This window comes from Microcoleus sp. B5-D4 (assembly GCF_036705145.1).
GTDB lineage: Bacteria > Cyanobacteriota > Cyanobacteriia > Cyanobacteriales > Microcoleaceae > Microcoleus.
This window is the reverse complement of sequence record NZ_JAUBTV010000041.1, coordinates 19,845-39,398: the sequence shown is the minus strand read 5'-3', so window position 1 is coordinate 39,398 and position 19,554 is coordinate 19,845. Positions and strand designations below refer to the sequence as shown.

The following is a 19,554-nucleotide window of genomic DNA, read 5'->3' as shown; positions in this document are numbered from 1 at the left end:
CCTAATAACCGCAATGGACGAGATACGGTTGGAGTTTCCGGCAGATTTCATCATAGCTATTTTCCACTTCTGGCAATAACTTCACTGGGCGGGGTTCGATCGCTCTTTCATAATCTACAGTAGTTTTTGCTTCTAATTGCAGAAACTCCAAAACCTTCAGGATAGTGGACTCTGGGGTTTGACATAAATCCTCATACTTAATAGAGATGTAATCAGTTGTTGGTAGCGATTTAATGTTTTCCAAAAAATAACTTGTTGATAGCAGAGATGTTTGAGTCACTCGACGTACTCCCAAGCCAAAGAAACTGGAATACAAAACCCGAAAGAGTAAACGTCGGATGGGGTTATCAAATATCTCGCGATACCGCTTGGAAATTAGCTGTAGGTAGGAATTTTTCACAGATAATACTAATCGGGCAGCTTTTAACTTAGAATTCATCACATGGAGCGGATGTCGGTGAATAAAAATAAACTTAGCTTTAGGCAAAACACTCTTGATATACATAAAGTGGGGTAAACACCAGGGATTTTTGAGCAAGAGGGGTTGGTCTGGATTGGAAGTAAACTGAAATTTTTTACACACTTGTGCAAATAAAAGCAGGTTTTCAAAGTTTAAATAAGACTCATAGCCAGCATTTTTTAAAATAAATCCATACTCTTCTGGTAAATCGAGAGTAGGCTTGACTGTATCGATGAGACGATCGCTTATTTCTAAAGATTGAAATAAGTTTTCCAACTCTTGACGAGTTTTCTCCTTGGTTCCATTTATATGGTTATCCAAGATTTCATCATATTTGATTATATGATAAGCATTGAGGTAATTAAAGCACTCATTTGCCACCAATGTTTGATAAAGCACCGTCGTTCCAGAACGATGATCTCCCATAATAAAAATGGGAGTAAAATCGACTCTTTCTAGCAATTGAAGGTAGGATTCATCTGGGATATTGTTTGTGTTTCTGGGTTGCATATTTTTGTGAAATTGCGTTTTTGGGCTAGTTAAGACCAACCAAAACAGGCCGATCGATTTTAGATTTTAGATTTTAGATTTTAGATTGGACTCCACATCTTAGATTTTAGAAGCCAAGACAGGCTTCCCAGTCAATACAGCTTGTTCGATAATGTCAGCGGCGCGCTTGACTCCGCCCGATCGCCCGATCGCCCCTTGCATCTCGATCGCCCTTTGTTTATACGACTCTTGGGTTAGGACTTTCTCAATTGCCGATCGTAGTTTAGTCACGCTCAATTCCTTCAAAGAAACGACTTCGCCAACACCCGTCCAAGCAATCCGCGCTGCCACTCCTGGCTGGTCATTTGCCACAGGAATTGCCACCATCGGTACTCCATTGCTCAACGATTCCAAAGTCGTATTCATCCCGGCATGAGTAATCGTGAGAGTGGCTTTTTGCAGCAATTCTAATTGCGGTGCATAACCAACAACGATCGGATTTCCCGGCAATTGCGGCAAGGATTCTGGAGTCGCACTTCCGCCGAGAGATATTACCAATTGGGCATCTAATCCTTGACACGCAGAGGCAATTATTTTAAAAACATCCAGCAAGCGATTTTGCACAGTTCCCATCGAAGCATAAATCAATGGTTTGCCGGTTAATTGTTCAAAAGGGAAAGGTACTGGTTTGCGCGTCGCAGGATTGTGATAAGGGCCGGTAAAATGGAAATGCGGGGGTAAATATTGCCTGGGAAAGTCGAATTCAGGAGGCTGCTGGCTGAGTTGAGCAAGTTTCGAGTAAGCATCATTCGGGTGGGAGTGCAGAGGTAATTTCCACTCGTCGCGATACTCAGCAATGACCTCTCGAATCGGTCTTGTAAGCAAACTGAGTAACTGATAGCTAAGTTGATTGCGCCAACTCGCTATCCAAGTTGGACTGTATTGCCAAGGTGTACAAAAGGGAGGAATTTTGGGGTCTTGATTTAGGAGTAACGCACTGCAAACTGTGATAAAAGGAAGATTGAGAAAATCCGCGATCGTTCCTCCTTCCGGTGAAACTTGGTCTACGAGCAAAGCTTCTACACCAGCCTTTTTGATAGTTGCTGGAGCTTGTGAAAGGAGAATATCTGAAACTTGGGTCAATAGTTTAATAGTATATCGAAAGGCTGTCAGTTCGCTGAGTTTCCCCAGTTTGGCCAAGCGTTCTGGCATTGAGCCTGCGGGAAATTCATCTTCAGCTAATGGCTGGAATTCTAAGCCGCTTGCTAAGGTTGTGGCTTTAGCATCAAGGAAGTTAAATACAGTAACTTGATGGCCTCGGCGAAGCAGTTCGTTGCCTAATGTTGTCATCGGGTTGAGGTGGCCGTTGGCTGCTGGACAGAAGATGCCGAAGTGGGTCATGAGTTAAGGCTCCGTGTGAATTTAACCTTTTTAGCATTTAATCGGCGGTGTGAGGGGTTTTTGTTGGGCGTTGGGGAGTTGGGCGGTGGGGCGATCGCTTGGAGAAACTCATGAATGGGACGCAGGCTTTAGTCATTGCAAGAGAGTGTTACCAGTATATAGTTGTATGCGATCTGCGATACCTAGCCAAAAGTTCAGGTAATCTCCTCAACTAAAGGTGAGTTAAAGCTAAGTTATTTTTATAGGTTCAAAACTCTACTTTGAGCTAGCTACTTTAGCCAGGAAATTTTCTAAACTAAATTTACGCAAAGGCCAGCCAGAGCCTAGCTGTAAAAAATCCACAAGGAGTAACTTCCATGTCGAGTGAAAGCATCATAAAAAAAGCAACATCTACACCGGAAAACTCAACTAATCAAGAATTGAGCGACTTGGAGCTCGAAGCGATCGCGGGTGGTATGCGTACTCTCACAATCGAAGGCCCAGTGCCGGACTATCTGAAACCCCGCATATCCACGCAACTGATTAACTACATGCAGTCCTATTTCGGGAAATGAGCTGCTTGTAACTAGAAGCGATCGCGCTTCTGCTGAGTTTAAACATTTAAGGAGGAAACATCTGATGGAAAGCAACGATCTATTTTCGCAAGAATTACCGTCTGAGTTGTCCCAAATCGCAGCATCAGAACCGGAAAATTCAACTAATCAAGAATTGGACGAATTGGAATTAGATGCGATCGCGGGCGGCTGTTCCGATGCTGTCGATCAAGCTCGGGCTGCTGGTATCCCTGTTCTCACAATCAACCAACCGCCTCCAAAACTGCGCTTGACAATCCCTACGAAGATGTTGGAACTTTTGGGTTCATAACACAATTTAAAGGAGAAAACTGCGATGGAAAGCAACGCTCCCTTGTGCCAAAAACTCTCGTTCGAGCCGTCAAAAATTACAGCATCCAAACAAGAAATATCGACCCATCGAGAATTGAACGACTTGGATCTCGAAGCGATCGCGGGCGGCTGTTCCGATATGGCCGATGATCGCGCTCGGGCTGCTGGTATCCCTGTTATCACAACCAGCCAACCGCTTGAAAAACCGCGCTTGACAATCCCTATGAATGTGTTTGAATTTTTGGGTTCCTAACACAAGTTAAAGGGAAAATATCGATCTCGCAAAAAACTGTAGCACAGTTTGCTTTTGGCATAACTTGCCTGAAAAATCAGCAAATAATTGACATTGGAGGAAAGTAAAATGCCTGTAGTTCAAGAAGTATTAGAGCGTGTCTGGAGTGACGAACAGCTCAGAAATAACCTGTTTAACAATCCCAAGGATGTTCTGGCAGAGTTTGGGATGAAGCTTCCCGACTCAGTGGCGGTGGAAGTTCACGAAAATAGTTCCAATTTGATGAACTACGTTCTGCCCAACTTTGATGAAATTCCCGCAGGAGTGGATCTAGAAAAGGTAGATCCTGTAGCGGGTAAAATCATGAAAAAGGCTTTGACTGAAGAAGCTTTTAAGACTCAGTTGCTTGCAGATCCAAAGAGTGCGATCGCCTCAGCAGCCGATATTCAACTGCCTGAGTCTCTGGATATCCGAGTTTACGAAGATACTCCCACCGTCAAGCACTTGGTTGTGCCTGCCAACCCTGCCGATGCTGAATTGAATGATTTGGAATTAGAGGCGATCGCAGGCGGCGGCACCAAACCAAATCTGCCGCCTATTGTTACCGACTGTTTCGGTACAGGAGGGTTAGAAAAGTTGCTCAATAGCACCCAACCGTGTTAGGAGTTGCTTGAATCGCTGATTGACAATCACACTAGCAACAGTAGGGTGCGTGACCTTATTAGTTATAGCTACCTGTTAAAAATCGGCGACTTTCACGCAAAAAGCTGTAGCTTGCATAAATTGGTAGAAAATGTCTGACAAATCAGCAAATAATTGACATTGGAGGAAAGTAAAATGCCTGTAGTTCAAGAAGTATTAGAGCGTGTCTGGAGTGACGAACAACTCAGAAATAACCTGTTTAACAATCCCAAGGATGTTCTGGCAGAGTTTGGGATGAAGCTTCCCGACTCAGTGGCGGTGGAAGTTCACGAAAATAGTTCCAATTTGATGAACTACGTTCTGCCCAACTTTGATGAAATTCCCGCAGGAGTGGATCTAGAAAAGGTAGATCCTGTAGCGGGTAAAATCATGAAAAAGGCTTTGACTGAAGAAGCTTTTAAGACTCAGTTGCTTGCAGATCCAAAGAGTGCGATCGCCTCAGCAGCCGATATTCAACTGCCTGATTCTCTGGATATCCGAGTTTACGAAGATACTCCCACCGTCAAGCACTTGGTTGTGCCTGCTAACCCTGCCGATGCTGAATTGAATGATTTGGAATTGGAGGCGATCGCAGGCGGCGGCGGCAAATCAGGTGACGCTAAGTTAGGATGTGCCGTATGTAGTAGCATCCCTATAATCGGGGTAGCATCAGCAGTGGCTTCTGTTGTGGCAGAAGAGACTCTCGAAGGTAAGTAACCTCTGAATTTAGTGACAAATGTAGGTTGGGTTGAGTTCGCGAAACCCAACCTACGCATCTTTCTACGATCTTGATGATTGGTATTAATTACCAATTGCTAATTAACAATTTATTATGAGTGATTTAACGCTTTCACAAACTGTTCGCAAAATTGTCGAAAAAGCTTTATCGCCGGATGAGTGGACAGCTTTTCCGGATGCAGCATCATCCGGCGCTGATGCGAAACCTGAAGCTGAAAAGTTATTAGCGCAGTGGAAAAAACTGATTTCGCTCAAAACTAATGATGCTGCGGCATTTGACAAGCGGTTGCAACACTTGGGGTTAGAGCGCGAGAGTGCGATCTATTATCTTGCCTCCCACTGCTTGCCCGAAAATGCGAGTTTGCCTTCTTGGGCTAAACTGCTCAGCGAAGTTTTAATTCCCAGTAATTTTGCCCAACCTGTAGTAACTGTAGAGCAGTTGCAAGATTGGACGAATGAGGAAATTGATGCCTATAAACTCACTCTCAAGCAAACTCCAATTTTTCCCGAATTTCTTCATCCTTTTATCTCGGTTGTCCTGCGGCAAATTAACGCGCTGATGCCTAATGTAATAGAAATATTTTCAGATAATGCCTGGAAACAAATAGCTCGATATTTGCTGTTAAGACTTTCTAAAATAGCCGCCCGCGTTGTAGCTTTTGAAGTCAAACAGCGGCGCTTTCGAGGTCAATTAATTGGCGTTACCTCCCAAGAGCGATATCAGTATTTTGTTCGCAATATTTTAGGCACGCCAGAGTGTTTGTCCGGGTTATTTCTTCAGTATCCCGTACTGGCACGGCTGCTGGCAGTTTGCTCGGAGCAAGCGGTGGAGGTTGCGGTCGAATTGCTGCAACGTTTACAGCAGGATTTGAATGAATTAAAAGCAACATTTCAACCCAATTCTCATCTCGGCTTGGCGACTTCACTGCTGATGGGGATGTCCGATTTACATCAAGGATCGCGGAGTGTTTGCATCATCGAATTTGAGTCTGGTTTGAAGCTGGTTTACAAGCCGCGCAGTTTCGAGATTGACAGCGCTTTCAACAGCCTAATTGACTGGCTGAATCAAACAGGAGAAACACCAAAGTTGCGACCAACACGCATCTTGCCGCGGGCTGGTTACGGTTGGAGCGAGTTCATTTCAACCGCAGATTGTACTGCTAAAGAACAGGTAGCAAAATTTTACCAGCGTCAAGGAGTTTATGCCGCGATCGCGTACTTTTTATGCGGCACAGACTTCCACTGGGAAAACTTTATCGCCGCGGGTGAATTTCCAGTACCTATCGACTTAGAAGCACTTCTGGCAACTAGCATACACGAAGTACCGGAGGAGTTTAAGCAACTGCCTAAATATTTATATCCCTTGGGTATGTGTAGTGTATTATCTAGCTGTATGTCATTTTTTTGGCGCGCTGGTAATTACGACCAAATTTTGTTTTCCGGCACCGGCATCAACGGCTGCGGCGATCGCCCTTGGCACACCGGAATCACAGTTTGGCAAGGAATTGGAACTGATGAACTCAAACTAACTCGCCAGTACCTCAATTTTTATTTTAATAAGAATCTGCCTCGATCGCAGGGTGATAAAATTCCTGTAAATGACTATATCGATGAGGTGATCCAAGGATTTTCTGCTGCTTATCGGACTCTCATGCAGCATCGAGAAGAGTTGCTCGCTCCTCAAGGAATTTTAGCAGCATTCCGCACGGTAACTACCCGTTCTGTTTTGCGCGATACCAATGATTATGCTAATACTCTGTTTTGGAGTTTGAAACCCGAGCATTTAACATCGGGTGCGGCTTATGATGTTGCCCTAGAGTTGCTTTGTAGAGAAATATTAGTCGGCAACAGCATCCCTTTTACCAAACTATTGGATGAAGAAAAGCGCTGTTGCTGGCAGCAAAATATCCCCAGTTACTACAGTTCGCCTTTATCGCATTCCATCTACTCCAGCAGCGGAGTTTCCTATGAACTAGCGATTAATCAAGTTAGTTTTGAGCAAATGCAGCAGCTCTTGGGCGAAGCTTCAGAAGAAGATTTGATTTGGCAGTCAGAATTATTGCGAGTTTCATTAGAAATGTCTGTTTACCCTAGGGGTAAGCAAGTACAGGAAAAACAAGTCGGCAGCCAGACAGTTGATAATAGTCAATTGTCCTTATTAAGCCTTAAGTCATCTGCACTAAGCGAACAGTGGCTATTGGTAAGCGGTTGGTCAAATTTCAGCGAAAAAAACACCCAAGACGGGCAAGTGACGACCTCTGATGCGCGATCGGCAATGGATACCGACGGGGAATATAATAAACCAACCGCAAAGGCACAGAAACTGCAAAGAAAGGAAGGCTTTGAGCAAGTGATTTGGCATGAAAACCAGTCAGTAAAAGAACGCCTGCTTCAAGGAGCGATCGCTATTGGGGATGCGCTGGAAAAGTTAGCTATGAGTCACGCTTGGGGGAACAGTTGGCTCTGTTTTTCTAGAATTTCTCAAAATTCTACAGTAGTTGCTCCCATACATCCGCTTCCCTGGAATTCAATGGGTGCGGCGGGAACCAGTATTTTTCTGGCTAATCTCGCTTGTCAGACAAAGGATGAGCGGTACCAAAAACTGGCGCGGGGTGCATTAAAATTTACGGCTTCTGCGCTCCAACATTTTATCGATAAGGGATTGTGGGATGAAGTTCCTATTTCTGGATATAACGGCCTTTGTTTATTCATTTATGCTTTGACAGAATGCGGGCGGTGTTTAGATGACGAAATTTTAGGCGATCGCGCGCTGGATTGGGTTTTAAAATTAACGCCCGAGCGGCTGCGTCAGGAGCAAAACCCGGATGTTTTAAACGGTGCGGCAGGAGCTTTGTTAGCTTTGCTGCATCTATACAAACTGCGTCCAGATTCCCGGTTAATTGAACGGGCGACATCCCTCGGCGAAAGCATTCTCAACTGCCAGGAAAAAGCAGGAATCGATCGGGGATGGCGGATGCCAAATTTTGAGCGATCGCTGTTAGGAATGGGACACGGTGCGGCGGGAATTGCCTGCGCGCTGCTGCGTCTTTATGCCTTAACCGGAAACGAGCAATTTCGCATTTCTGCCGAGTCAGGTTTAGCCTATGAACGATCGCATTTTTGTCACGAAACAAAAGACTGGCCAAATCTTCAGAAATCACCGGGCAAACTTCAGTTTATGACAGGTTGGTGCGCCGGGGCACCGGGCATTGGTTTAGCCAGACTCGGTATTCTAGGAATTCTGGGCGACGAGTCAGAAATTAGAGATGAGATTGAATTCGCGATCGCGGCTGCACAGCGGCATTTAGGGAAATACCAGCATCACCTGTGCTGCGGCGAAGCAGGTAGAATTGCTTTTTTGTGCGCTGCAGCACAGCGTTTAGAACGGCCAGAATTGTTCCCTGTAGCTATTAGCGCCGGTCTCAAAATGATTGATTTCTACGAACAAGTCGGCCACTGGCGGCTGCAAGAGTTTTCTGAGCGAAATATTATTCCCGGTTTGCTAGACGGAGTTTCGGGAATTGGTTTAACGCTGTTAGGACTGATTTCACCCGAATCTACTTCTCAAATCATGCTTTTGGACTAAAACGATGAACGATAAAATTAACAGTTTCAGCGTACTTACAGAGCAAGAAGCTCAAAAAGTTCGTTCTACAGTCTGCGAACTAAAAGAGTTTTGGATCGAACGAAATCCCGATATGCCCTTTTATACCTTGGGGGCAGCCAGTTACATTGATGCCGCCAAAGATCGGCAAGATTACTGCTGTATGGCCAAAACTTATAACGCGATATTGCGCGATCGCTTGGGTTGGCTTTACGAACGGTTAGCCGACAAGCTGGCGCAATTCCTGAAAGCACCTGTAAGCTACCGACACGAGTTAGCACTGCCTGGGTTTCACGTCTACCTAGCCTGTAAATTGTTTGAGCGGCCAATTGCTTCAATTCACTGCGACTCCCAGTACAATCTGGTCAATTGGGAATCTCCAGACGAGACAAATTTCAATAATCCAATCTCTTTCACTTTAGCAATTTCGCTGCCAAAATTTGGCGGAGGTTTGAATGTGTGGAATTTGCATTATCCGGAAATAATTCAAATTAGTGACGCAGATTTTGTCCAGCTTGTCAAGTCGAGAATCAAAAACTATTATCCCTACCAAATAGGTCAGCTAATCTTGCATTCCGGCCATACCGTCCATCAGATTGCACCCGCAAAAAATATCCAACCAGATGATGAGAGAATCACCCTTCAAGGGCACGCACTTTTCAGTCAGGGCCGCTGGCAAATTTATTGGTAATTAGCTCAATTAGCTAGTGCTGGATGCCATAAAAAATCTGTTAGCTATTTTTATTAATCACTTTTCATAGAGAAGTAGGCAATTGTATTGGGAGGATTTGAATATGCTTGCATTGAATCGCATCGATAATCATTTAACAGGATTTGCTTATCAAGCATTTACCTTTCCGCGATTTCGCTACCGCTTGCAAGTCTTAAAACCAGAAGGCTCTACTGTTGCGATCGCGGCTTCTGATTCAAATGAGCCAGTGGGTTTAGCCTTAGCTGACATTTTACCCGACGGTAAAGCGGGGGAGGTACTATCTATTTTTGTGGAGAAGAAATACCGCAATCTAGGAGTTGGTACATCTCTGCTTGCCCGTTTGGAGGAAGAGTTATTATCGCGAGGTTGCGCGAGCGTTAATTTAGTTTATACAACAGGACAGCCAACAACATTAGCTTTAGAAAATTTGCTGCAAAAGTGCAATTGGACACCTCCCCAGCCTCGGATGATTGTGTGTAAATCGACAACCGATAAAATCGCAAATGCACCTTGGATGCAGAAAGCAACCCTACCGGCTGCCTACACAATCTTCCCTTGGGTAGAAATTACGGCAGAGGAACGTATTTTAATTAAACAGCAGCAAGCCGCAGCACCTTGGATTCCACCGCAGTTGATTCCTTTTGAAAACGAGGAAAATTTTGAACCTTTAAACAGTGTAGGTTTGCGTTACCGAGGACAAGTAGTAGGATGGGTAATCACCCATCGAATAGCACCCGACACCATCCGCTACACTTGCAGTTTTGTCAGACAAGACCTCCAAAAAATGGGTCGGATTATTCCTCTCTATGTTCGAGCAATTAAAATTCAGGAACAAGCAGGGATTCCCAAAGGGATTTGGACAGTTCCGTTCGTCTATACCTCAATGGTTAGTTTCGTCAAAAAACGCATGGCATCGTACATGATTTCTATTGATGAAAGCAGGGGTTCTTTTAAATCATTAGGAGATGGGGGGACGAATGTCTTCCTTGAAGGACGAGTTTGACCTGCTAGTCGGAGAAATTTTTCTATGTTACAAGCACTCTACTTGATGCAGCAAGCCCCCGATATGGGTAACACTACAATATTTAGCGTTGGCTTAGTTATCGCCTGCTTGCTATTGCTAATTTTGTTGTGGTTGCCCGATTTGCTAACAAAAGAATAAGCCTAATTTGGCTCGATTCATAGTGATGGCTGTAGGGGCGGGTTCACCGAAATCTCTCGAACCGATCGAACAATCCCATAAACCCGCCCTCCCCCGCCTTGATTTACATCAACATTTTTCCAATAAATTAGCGGTACATTGGTATTGTTGGTGGGGTGGGGGCGGGTTTACGAGATTGTCGATTTTTGCCAGATATTGTTGGTGAACCCGCCCCTACGGGTTGGATTTACATCAACATTTTACCCCGTAAATTAGCGGTACATTTGTATTGTTGGTGGGTAGGGCGGGTTTACGAAATTGTATATTTTTGCCAGAGATTGTTGGTGAACCCGCCCCTACGGGTTTGTGAAATCGCGTTTACATTACTCTAACTGTCGCGCCACTAATCGAGCAAATAATCCTCCCTGTTTTACCAATTTCTCAAACGAACCAAATTCTACCAAACGGCCGGCTTCAATTACATAAATGCGATCGGCATTGCGAATCGTACTCAGGCGGTGGGCGATGACAACTCGCGTCACATTCAACTTATCCAAACTCTCAGTAACGATCGCCTGCGTGCGGTTGTCCAAAGCACTCGTAGCTTCATCCATCAGGATAACCTTTGGTTTGACAACCATTGCGCGGGCAATTAACAATCTTTGCCGCTGGCCTCCCGAAAGATTCGTGCCGCCCTCGCTGACAACCGTGTGCATTCCCATCGGCATTTGTTCGATATCGGCGGCTAAACCGGCCATTTGCGCGGCTTCCCAAGCTTCCTCCTGCGTTACCATCGCCCCGCAGGTAATATTGTCAAACATCGAACCAGCATTAATTCTGCCGTTTTGCAGCACTACTCCTAACTGCCGCCGCACAGCTTGAACGTCGAGGCCTGCTAAATCTTGATTGTCGTAATAAACAGTGCCACTTTGTGCTATTTCAAATCCCAATAACAGCCGAAATAATGTTGATTTGCCGCTACCCGACGGCCCGACGATCGCGATAAATTCTCCCGGTTGAATATTGATGCTGACATCATCTAAAATTGGGGGGCCGTCCTCCCGGTAGCGGAAAGTTGCCCTATCGACAGTAATTTGACCTTTTAAGCGCCCCGGATCGGCTTTTGTCGGGTCAGATTCCGGGATGCCCTGGACGATCGGTTTGGCTCGCTCCCACAGCGGTACAATTCCTAAAATATCAGTTAGGGTATTGCTCAAGTCAGTGACGCCAGAAAGAAACGTTCCGAAGGCGGAATTAAAAGCAAGAAAGGTTCCCATATTCAGTCCGCCTCCTCCTGTTTGAGAGGTTTGCATGAACACAATTGCAAACCAAAACATCAGAATAGAACTAACTAACGGCAGCGCTTCGTTAAACACAGAAACGCTGTCGTCAATTCGTTTAATTCCAGTTCTTAATTTGATTTGCTGGCTGTACTTTTTCGCCCAAGCTGCAAATGCTCGCCCTTCTGCGGCCGCTACCCGCAGCTTTGAGACTCCGTTAATCAGTTCTACTGTCAGCCCGTTAATGTCGCCATCTCCTGTTTCCATCTGCCGCTCTTTTGGGATTAAGAGCAAGCTGGATGTGACTGTTACTATAACCGCGATCAAAGTTAAACCAATTCCGACTAAAGCCAGTGGCAGGCTGTAAACAAACATCAGCCCCAAATTCAGCAGGGAAAATATCGCGCTCAAAAGTGTCCGCTGCGTCGCGCCGCTGAGTTGGGCACGAATTTGATTAACTGCTAATAAGCGAGTCAGCAAGTCGCCAGAAGAATAGCTGCGAAAAAACGCCGGTTTTAATCTCAGCAATCGATCCCAAACTGCCGGCTGGAGAGTGCCGCTGGCAGCATTTTCGATCCGCAGTGTCAGAATTGTTTGGGCGATGCTAAATACAGCCCGTCCGATCGCGGCAACTAACAACACCAGCCCTAGCTGCCACAGTAAAACGCGATCGCTGTCAGGAATAGCATCATTGACCAAAATCGAGGTAGCTTGCGGCGTCACCATCCCCAACAGCGTTCCCAATATCCCCAGCCCGAAAGCAACGATGATGTCTTTTTCGTAGCCCTTCGTCCCGAAGCGAAACAGTTCCGCAGCGTTGTGAAGCAATAGCGGCAGGGGCCGGTAAAACATGAGAGTTTCTGACGACAACTCTTGGGCGATTGCTTTAGTTACCCGTTGGTGGCTGCGATCGATCGGATCGAACAAAGTATAACGATCTCCCTTACCGGGCAGCAAAGCTACAGGTCGATTTTCGGACTTTGTATAAGCCAACAGCGGGCCACAGTTCTGCCGCCACCAATCTCCAACCAGCAGCACGCGGCGGGTGCGAAATTGGGACGATCGCGCGATCGCCTCCATCGGATCTTTAACTCGACTCAAGTCTTCGGAACCCGCCGGGGGCTCGACGGTAATCCCTTGTGCTTTACCCACAGCCCCAGCAGCGATTAACAGCGGCGTTCCTTCCTCAGACAAGGCAGTTTTCCGGGGATGCAAAACCTCCGTTAATTCTCCCAAAGCTGTCTGAGTTACTTGGCGGTTTAGCTGTTCGCGTTCCTGAAAACGGCGGAATTCCTCTGCTTTTTGCTGGGAAACCAGGAAGTTCAAGCCGCAGTAAAAATACTCGTGCAGCAACGCTAAACTCGCGGGCAGCCCGGAGGCATTTTCCACTTCTGCTGTTGAGAAGATTTGCACCTCAACTTCCCCGGATGCCACCAGCAGCATATTCCCAGCCAGGGGAAACGCTGGGGAAGTGGAATTTAACTTCAATTCCCCGACACTCGCATCGCCCGATCGCACCTGCACCCAGACAACTGTTCCCGGTGGCGATCGCAGAATTTGACCTTTTTGCAGCGATATCTGCTGCGACGCTGCTAAAACAACAGTTTCTGGCGCAACTTTTTCATCCGGGGCGTGAAGCGCATCTATCCCGTAGGGAATCACTCGTTCTCCCAAATGCTCTATCCACCCTTCCACAAGCGATCGCGTTTTGCTGTCACCAGCAGCAACTAAAGCGGCACAATCTGCGATCGCGATCGGTTCCAGTTCCGTTTCGGCGATCGCGATCGCCAGAAGTCCCCAACCTGGTTTTAAATTTTCTCCTTGTTTTTCTGCTTGTCTTTCTCCCCCCCTTAGCAAGGGGGGGTTGGGGGGGGTAATGGCGCCGAACAAAGCCTCGCCTGCACCAACGCTGAACAGATAATAGCGGTTTCCGGCAGGCTTCTCACTTTGTATCTTGGCTGCAAAAACTGCGATCGCGCCCGACTTAACAATCCATACCTGATGCGGGTCATTCAGCAGCAGCGGTTCATTTCCTTTAATTCGGTGCAGTTTCTTAACAGGATTTAGATCGAGCATAGCTAGTAATTTGCGATTAGTAATATCAAGTCGGGTTAATCTCAAAATCTGGCACCATTCTCAATAAGTCTTTCATGGGCGGGCAGGATGCCCAACCCCTACTCCCCACAAGAAAACTCATTTGTGGAACAGGCGACATCTTGCCTGTTCTGGCTCTCCTGCTCATTTGTGGAACAGGCATCTTGCCTGTTATTGAGAATGATGAAATGAGGTTAATTGCTGCTGTTTATTGTTCATTCCCAACCAAAAGAGCATAAGATCCTCCCAGCTTTTGCAACTCCTCATGAGTGCCTCTCTGAACAACTTTTCCCCCTGCTAGCATAATAATTTCATCGCAATCTCGAATCGTACTCAAACGGTGAGCAACCACAATACAAGAAGTACCGCGACGCCTCAAATTGCGATCGATAATTAACTCTGTTTCAGCATCCAGAGCACTCGTTGCTTCATCCAGCACCAACACCGCTGGATTCCTCACTAATGCCCTGGCAATTTCCAAGCGCTGCCGCTGTCCGCCACTCATATTTGTCCCCCCTTCATTGAGTTGAGCATCGTATCCTCCCGGCATATTCAAGATAAGTTCGTGAATTGCCGCATCAATGCACGCTTGCACTAAATCTGCTTCCGGTACTGTCGGGTCCCAAAGCGTGAGATTTTCCCGAACTGTTCCGGCAAATAGAAATATCTCTTGTTCGACCATTGCCAGCGAATTTGCTAGGATAGAACGGGGAATCAAATTGCGGGGAACCCCGTCAAATAAAATTTCGCCATTCATTGGTTCGTAAAGGCCTGTCACAAGTTTGGCAATAGTAGATTTGCCAGAACCGCTGCCCCCCACTAACGCTACCCGCTGACCAGGTTTTACGGTTAAGTTCAAGTTGTCAATTAGCGGCGCTTCCAAGCGGCTGTAGCCAAAACTGACACCGCGCAATTCAATCCAGCCCTGCAAATGAAAAGAATCTGGTGCAAGGGCGGCGCGGCCGTTTCCACTATTAAAAGAATCGCGGTCTGCTTCAGGATCGATCGGGTTTTGCAGAACGTCATCAAGTCGGTTTAAATCGGCTTCTAATTCTTGCAGAGTGCTGCCAAAGTTGACTAGATTGTTGACTGGTCGGAGGAATTGTTGAGTGAGACTTTGATAGGCAATTAACATCCCGATACTCAAACCGCCGTTCATCACCCGCAAGCCCCCAACAACTAAGATAGCAGTTGCAGCTAATGCCGTTAAAAATGCTGGTAATATTGACAATATTTGAGTGGGCAAAGCCAATTCTTGCTGGGCGTTGCTCATTTTGGCATAGTACCCGGCAAACTTAGAAAATAAATCGAATTCTAAACCGCTAGCTTTGACAGTTTCTATAGATTGAATGCCTGCAATCGCAGCACCGCCAACCTTACCTGTTTCCTGAGCTAATCGGGTGTTAGCATCGACGCGGCTGCGGGATAAAGATTGCAGTGCCAAAAAGTTTAAGGCTGCAAAAACAGCGGCAACACTGGTCAATACCCAGTCGTACATCACCATAATTATTGCATAGAAAACCATCATCACCGCGTCGATCGCAGTTGCAGCAAGTTTCCCCGATAAAATTTCAGCAACCTTGTCATTAACTTGGCAGCGGCTGCTAATTTCACCTGCAAACCGCTGGGCGTAAAATCCAACAGGCAAGCGCAAAGTATGCCAGAGGAACTGTCCCGACATCGAAATCGCAAGCTTGTTAGCCAGCCGCCGCAAATAGAAAAGCCGCATCCGCGCTAGCAGCCCTTGGACGGCCGCCGCAAACAGCATTCCCAATATTAAAGGTCGCAGCCACTCGTGACGGTTTTCGACGAGAATTTCATCCACAAAAATTTGGGTAAATGCCGCGCCAGCCAAACGGGGAACAGTCAGTAATAAACCAGCAATTAAACAAAATGCGATCGCCCAACGGGAACTTTGCAATCGGGAATCTAAAGCACTGGCAATACTGGGTTTTTTCCCACCCTTTTTAAACTCCGGCCCAGGCTCAAAAGTCAAAACAACGCCAGTATAAGCAGACTTAAATTCTTCTAGGGAAACAGTCCTCGGCCCCGATGCGGGGTCGTTGAGGTAAACGCGCTTTTTCTTCATCCCCTCAACCACCAAAAAGTGATTGAAATTCCAAAAAACAATAAAAGGTGGGGGTACAGTTTTCAACTCTTCGACAGTTTTTTTAAACCCTTTAGCATCTAAGCCGTAAATTCTGGCTGCTTTGAGGATATTAGAAGCTTTACTGCCATCGCGAGAAACGCCGCACTCGCTCCGCAATTGAGCTAAAGGTACTGGGTGTTGGCAGTAACTCAAAATAATTCCTAAAGCAGCAGCACCGCATTCTACTGCTTCCATTTGCAGCAGTGTGGGAGTACGAACTCGCCTTAAGTTGCGCGGTGTAACAAACTTGTGAATATCGGGTATTTTCATCGGCTATAAGGCTGAAACCCATAATAAATTTTGCTGGTATTCGAGTCTAGATCCCCCTAAATCCCCCTTAAGAAGGGGGACTTTGACTGCTCTTGTCCCCCCCTTCTTAAGGGGGGTTAGGGGGGATCTAGACTTCGATATAAACAAGAGAAACGGTCGGTGTAACGTATTTCTTGTCAGCAATTATCTATCCCTGGGGAAGAAAAAAAACTGACTAATAACGGTTAGTAAACGCCAGTCAAAGAACGAAAAATAGGAATCACGTAAGAAATCGGCGCTAACTGCCCGATTTGAACCCGAACTAGCGCCGTAGTACCGGGGGAAATCTTGAGAGGAGGCCCGTTCGATGAAGACCATTTGTAACCGCTGATAGTGTTCGGATCTTGTTGCAATTCCACAAATATTTGCACGGGAGCACCGCCACCAGCTATGTTTTTTGCGATGCTGTCAGCCAAATTTTCATTGCCGATAATTGCCGACATATCTTGATTAGTAACCGGAAAAGGAGAAACTTGGGTTACTTTGCCGACAATGCCGCCGTAGCGTTCCCGCTTGACGACGCTAGGGGTAACTTGCACGGTCATTCCCGGTTTAATTTGCTTGCCGTCTCTGTCAGCAAAATACACAAGACTGACCATTTTTTCGCGAGAATTTTTAGCTTCAACCGTCCCGATTCTTGTACCGATGTTCAGCATTTGGCCGGCAACGGCGCTAACTTCCAAAACGCGGCCGTCGTATTGGCTGGTAACTTTGCTTTCGGTAGCTAACTGATTCTGCAAGTGGGCAATCTTGCGTTTAACTTCCTGAATTTGATTTGTTTGGGCGATCGACTTCTCTAAATCTTGTTGAGCTAGTTTGACCGCTTGGGTTTCCATGTCTTTAATCTTAGTTTTGATTTCGTCAATTTTATTCAGGTTTTGCAGGTACTCCCGTTCGGTGTTACTTTTCTGAACTTTAAGTTCTTGGAGATTGTTTTTAATTTCGTTAAGGCGGTTGAGATTTTGCAGGTACTCCCGTTCGGTATTGGTAGCTTCTACCTTGAGTTGCTGCCGGCTGTTTTTGATGTCGTCAATTTTATTGAGATTTTGCAGGAATTCGCGATCGCTATTGGTTTTCTGAACGTCGAGTTCCTTTAACTGCGTTTCAATATCCGCCAGTTGCATCTGAGAGTCCGCGAATTCCTGTCTCGCTTGCAGCATTACATCCTCGCTGATCGCCCTCTCTTGTTCGTAAAGAACGCGGCGAGTTTCAAACCGCTGCTGCAAAGTTTCCACCAAAGAAGCGATGTGCTGTTTTCGCTGCAAAAGACTGTCGCGTTTTTTGGCGATCGCGGCCAGAGTTTGCTGCCGTAATATCGGCGCAACTTTTTCTCGCCGCAAACTTTCTTCCAAACTTTGGCGTTTTTCTGCTAAGGCTGTCAGAGTTTGCTGCCGCAGTACCGGCGCAATTTGTTCGCGACGCAAACTTTCTTCCAAACTTTGACGTTTTTGCTCTAATGCCGCCATACTTTGCTGGTGCAATATCGGTGCAACTGACTCTCTATTCAAGCTTTCTTGAAGGTCTTTTTGCTGCTGTTGGAGGGTTTTTAATTCCAGGGCAATCTGCTGTTTTTGCAGCTTATTAGTATCTTGCTTTTGTCCTTGCAGTTGGGCTAATTTGGCTTTTTCTTGTTCTAGCTGCTGCTGGAGGTCGAGTTTATTAATTCTGCCGATTTCTTGACCCCGTTTAACAACATCTCCCGGCTTGATATTTAGCTTTACCAATTGACCGGAACTAGCAGCTTGAAATTGCACGACGCGGCGGGGCAGAAGCAATACGCCTTGACCGGAAACAGTCAGCGGAATTCGCCCGATCGCACTCCAAACCCCCGCAGCAGCAACTAAACAGCCAATTGCAGTTAGTGGCAGCCACGATCGAGGACTAACCACCTGCATCATTTCGTCGAGGCGTTCCGGTGAAGATAAGCGATCGATCGCTTCGGTAGTGAAAAGTTTGTTTTGTTTTACCTGCATCAGCTATTCCTTTCGAGAGTGCGATCGCGGCTGTAAGCAGGGGTGTATTTGAAGGGGAAATTCCTTGCAAGTCAATTGAGGCACAAACAATTTCCCAACAAACGTTCAAAGCTTCCGTGCAATTACTTGAATGTTCTCACTCCTGTTTGCAGCTTGCCTGTAACATCACTTTACGACAATTAACCCTCGTAAGACCTAACTAACAGTAGAGTTTTCAGCTAACAAAAAGACCAGCTTACAGCCAGTCTTCAGACCGGGGAATGACCCGAACTTTCGGCTAGGTATCGCCCGCAGCCAGGGCCTACACATTGGTCACCAGTTAAGCTAAAAACACTTTTGTCAATGGGTAGAATTACTCTAAAGTATCGAAGTAGCAACTTAAAATGTGCTGCGATTTGTTCAATGAGGTCGGTAAAACATTTACGACACCTGCAAGGATTGCTATATAGTTTGATTTTTGATAAAATTAGTGAACCAACCCCAGTGCAACAAAAGGTTCTAGTTTTGCTTGGGGTTTCTCTAATTTATACGCAGTAAACCGCGGCCAAAAATCTTTATTTCAAAAGCTTACTCTACACTGAATATGCCTTTTGTCAATTGTGGAAGTTCAATGTAATTGGTAATGGTAGGTGGGGTAGAAGGAAGGGAAACCCTACCATTACTATTAACATAACAGTCAAAAGTTAACAGTCAACAGTTAATTGTTAACCGTTGACTGTTAAACTGAATGCCTGTGCCGAACTCGCTAGAAACGGCGGGAATGGCTGTTCATTCTTTGGATTTAGCACTTTTGGAAAGCTTACCCTCAAAAGGTTGAACTCCACTATTGGGATAGTTGTCATCGCTGGGGCTAAAAATCCGCACCGCTGCTTCCGAAACGTAACGCATCGCGTTTGCCAAAGATTTAGAAAGATTCATAGAATCTGCCTCTCTTGTCTGAGTTCTGATACTTTTAATATTACTCTGATTTTTTGGCTGTGGATGAGTTTAGCAATATTTATTTGAATTACTTATTGGTCTGCAACAATAAAGCAAGCTGAAGGTTTGAGAAATTACGCATTTTTGGACGATCGACCTTTTGGTGGTAGATTTTTCCTTGCTCAACTCAAGCAGTCGCGATCGCCCTCCGACGCTCAGAAACCGCGTTCTCTAACTCTATTCAAAGGCTGCAAGGAAATATTTTCGCAAAAAACCAGGCACGCTTGAGTGTTTGTGCTTAATTCCTGAGTTTGTTAAATTCAGTATTTATATGGACTTTACCATAATATTAATCTACAAATTAACCTCAATCCGCTATTAAAGGGCATAAGCAGCGAATTTATCCGACAAATATCTGCAATCTTCATCAAATATTTACAAAAAGATATGGTGTTTGTCACTATAATTAAGAAAAAGAAGTTTGTCCGG

General features: G+C 45.8%; 16 protein-coding genes. 9 read left to right on the top strand and 7 right to left on the bottom strand.

Going from position 1 to position 19,554, the window contains the following annotated elements; genetic code table 11:
• Window position 1 precedes the first annotated feature (1 nt).
• On the bottom strand, window positions 2-970 hold the full coding sequence (locus tag QUB10_RS19200) for a sulfotransferase (protein WP_333204608.1): 969 nt from the start codon (window positions 968-970) through the stop codon (window positions 2-4).
• 99 nt (window positions 971-1,069) lie between these two features.
• Window positions 1,070-2,350 carry a glycosyltransferase gene (locus tag QUB10_RS19195; RefSeq protein ID WP_333204607.1) on the bottom strand — a complete coding sequence of 427 codons (1,281 nt, stop codon included), beginning with the start codon at window positions 2,348-2,350 and terminating at the stop codon, window positions 1,070-1,072.
• A gap of 618 nt (window positions 2,351-2,968) precedes the next feature.
• Here QUB10_RS19195 and QUB10_RS19190 point away from each other — a divergent pair.
• The 8 genes from QUB10_RS19190 (at window position 2,969) to QUB10_RS19155 (ending at window position 10,363) form a co-directional block, all read left to right on the top strand.
• Window positions 2,969-3,214 carry a hypothetical protein gene (locus tag QUB10_RS19190; RefSeq protein ID WP_333204605.1) on the top strand — a complete coding sequence of 82 codons (246 nt, stop codon included), beginning with the start codon at window positions 2,969-2,971 and terminating at the stop codon, window positions 3,212-3,214.
• 24 nt (window positions 3,215-3,238) lie between these two features.
• On the top strand, window positions 3,239-3,487 hold the full coding sequence (locus tag QUB10_RS19185) for a hypothetical protein (protein ID WP_333204603.1): 249 nt from the start codon (window positions 3,239-3,241) through the stop codon (window positions 3,485-3,487).
• Window positions 3,488-3,595: 108 nt separating this feature from the next.
• A complete protein-coding gene (locus tag QUB10_RS19180; protein WP_333204602.1) occupies window positions 3,596-4,129 on the top strand; it encodes an NHLP leader peptide family RiPP precursor in 534 nt (177 codons plus the stop codon).
• 174 nt (window positions 4,130-4,303) lie between these two features.
• Window positions 4,304-4,864: an NHLP leader peptide family RiPP precursor gene (locus tag QUB10_RS19175; protein WP_333204600.1), complete on the top strand. Its 561-nt coding sequence runs from the start codon at window positions 4,304-4,306 to the stop codon at window positions 4,862-4,864.
• A 115-nt stretch (window positions 4,865-4,979) separates the two neighbouring features.
• Window positions 4,980-8,471: a type 2 lanthipeptide synthetase LanM family protein gene (locus QUB10_RS19170; RefSeq protein ID WP_333204598.1), complete on the top strand. Its 3,492-nt coding sequence runs from the start codon at window positions 4,980-4,982 to the stop codon at window positions 8,469-8,471.
• A gap of 4 nt (window positions 8,472-8,475) precedes the next feature.
• Complete coding sequence (locus QUB10_RS19165) at window positions 8,476-9,180, top strand: hypothetical protein (protein WP_333204596.1); 705 nt, start codon at window positions 8,476-8,478, stop codon at window positions 9,178-9,180.
• A 103-nt stretch (window positions 9,181-9,283) separates the two neighbouring features.
• A complete protein-coding gene (locus QUB10_RS19160; protein WP_333204594.1) occupies window positions 9,284-10,204 on the top strand; it encodes a GNAT family N-acetyltransferase in 921 nt (306 codons plus the stop codon).
• 24 nt (window positions 10,205-10,228) lie between these two features.
• Window positions 10,229-10,363, top strand: coding sequence for a hypothetical protein (locus tag QUB10_RS19155; RefSeq protein ID WP_333204592.1), 135 nt, complete (start codon window positions 10,229-10,231; stop codon window positions 10,361-10,363).
• Between the two features lie 362 nt (window positions 10,364-10,725).
• Here QUB10_RS19155 and QUB10_RS19150 read toward each other — a convergent pair whose 3' ends face one another.
• From QUB10_RS19150 to QUB10_RS19130, 5 genes are all read right to left on the bottom strand, one after another.
• Entirely contained in the window at window positions 10,726-13,698 is a 2,973-nt protein-coding gene (locus QUB10_RS19150) for an NHLP bacteriocin export ABC transporter permease/ATPase subunit (protein ID WP_333204590.1), read from the bottom strand.
• A gap of 25 nt (window positions 13,699-13,723) precedes the next feature.
• On the bottom strand, window positions 13,724-13,879 hold the full coding sequence (locus tag QUB10_RS19145) for a hypothetical protein (protein WP_333204588.1): 156 nt from the start codon (window positions 13,877-13,879) through the stop codon (window positions 13,724-13,726).
• Window positions 13,880-13,924: 45 nt separating this feature from the next.
• Window positions 13,925-16,135 carry an NHLP family bacteriocin export ABC transporter peptidase/permease/ATPase subunit gene (locus tag QUB10_RS19140; RefSeq protein WP_333204586.1) on the bottom strand — a complete coding sequence of 737 codons (2,211 nt, stop codon included), beginning with the start codon at window positions 16,133-16,135 and terminating at the stop codon, window positions 13,925-13,927.
• Between the two features lie 224 nt (window positions 16,136-16,359).
• Window positions 16,360-18,147, bottom strand: a complete 1,788-nt coding sequence (locus QUB10_RS19135; RefSeq protein ID WP_333204584.1) for an NHLP bacteriocin system secretion protein — start codon at window positions 18,145-18,147, stop codon at window positions 16,360-16,362.
• A gap of 768 nt (window positions 18,148-18,915) precedes the next feature.
• Window positions 18,916-19,065, bottom strand: a complete 150-nt coding sequence (locus QUB10_RS19130) for an isochorismate synthase (protein ID WP_333056328.1) — start codon at window positions 19,063-19,065, stop codon at window positions 18,916-18,918.
• A gap of 126 nt (window positions 19,066-19,191) precedes the next feature.
• Here QUB10_RS19130 and QUB10_RS19125 point away from each other — a divergent pair, with 126 nt between their 5' ends.
• Complete coding sequence (locus QUB10_RS19125; RefSeq protein WP_333204582.1) at window positions 19,192-19,353, top strand: hypothetical protein; 162 nt, start codon at window positions 19,192-19,194, stop codon at window positions 19,351-19,353.
• Window positions 19,354-19,554: the final 201 nt, after the last annotated feature.

Coding starts and splice junctions, on each gene's coding strand:
- QUB10_RS19200 (WP_333204608.1), bottom strand. CDS start 970: ATGCAACCCAGAAACACAAACAATATCCCAGATGAATCCTACCTTCAA.
- QUB10_RS19195 (WP_333204607.1), bottom strand. CDS start 2,350: ATGACCCACTTCGGCATCTTCTGTCCAGCAGCCAACGGCCACCTCAAC.
- QUB10_RS19190 (WP_333204605.1), top strand. CDS start 2,969: ATGGAAAGCAACGATCTATTTTCGCAAGAATTACCGTCTGAGTTGTCC.
- QUB10_RS19185 (WP_333204603.1), top strand. CDS start 3,239: ATGGAAAGCAACGCTCCCTTGTGCCAAAAACTCTCGTTCGAGCCGTCA.
- QUB10_RS19180 (WP_333204602.1), top strand. CDS start 3,596: ATGCCTGTAGTTCAAGAAGTATTAGAGCGTGTCTGGAGTGACGAACAG.
- QUB10_RS19175 (WP_333204600.1), top strand. CDS start 4,304: ATGCCTGTAGTTCAAGAAGTATTAGAGCGTGTCTGGAGTGACGAACAA.
- QUB10_RS19170 (WP_333204598.1), top strand. CDS start 4,980: ATGAGTGATTTAACGCTTTCACAAACTGTTCGCAAAATTGTCGAAAAA.
- QUB10_RS19165 (WP_333204596.1), top strand. CDS start 8,476: ATGAACGATAAAATTAACAGTTTCAGCGTACTTACAGAGCAAGAAGCT.
- QUB10_RS19160 (WP_333204594.1), top strand. CDS start 9,284: ATGCTTGCATTGAATCGCATCGATAATCATTTAACAGGATTTGCTTAT.
- QUB10_RS19155 (WP_333204592.1), top strand. CDS start 10,229: ATGTTACAAGCACTCTACTTGATGCAGCAAGCCCCCGATATGGGTAAC.
- QUB10_RS19150 (WP_333204590.1), bottom strand. CDS start 13,698: ATGCTCGATCTAAATCCTGTTAAGAAACTGCACCGAATTAAAGGAAAT.
- QUB10_RS19145 (WP_333204588.1), bottom strand. CDS start 13,879: ATGCCTGTTCCACAAATGAGCAGGAGAGCCAGAACAGGCAAGATGTCG.
- QUB10_RS19140 (WP_333204586.1), bottom strand. CDS start 16,135: ATGAAAATACCCGATATTCACAAGTTTGTTACACCGCGCAACTTAAGG.
- QUB10_RS19135 (WP_333204584.1), bottom strand. CDS start 18,147: ATGCAGGTAAAACAAAACAAACTTTTCACTACCGAAGCGATCGATCGC.
- QUB10_RS19130 (WP_333056328.1), bottom strand. CDS start 19,065: ATGAATCTTTCTAAATCTTTGGCAAACGCGATGCGTTACGTTTCGGAA.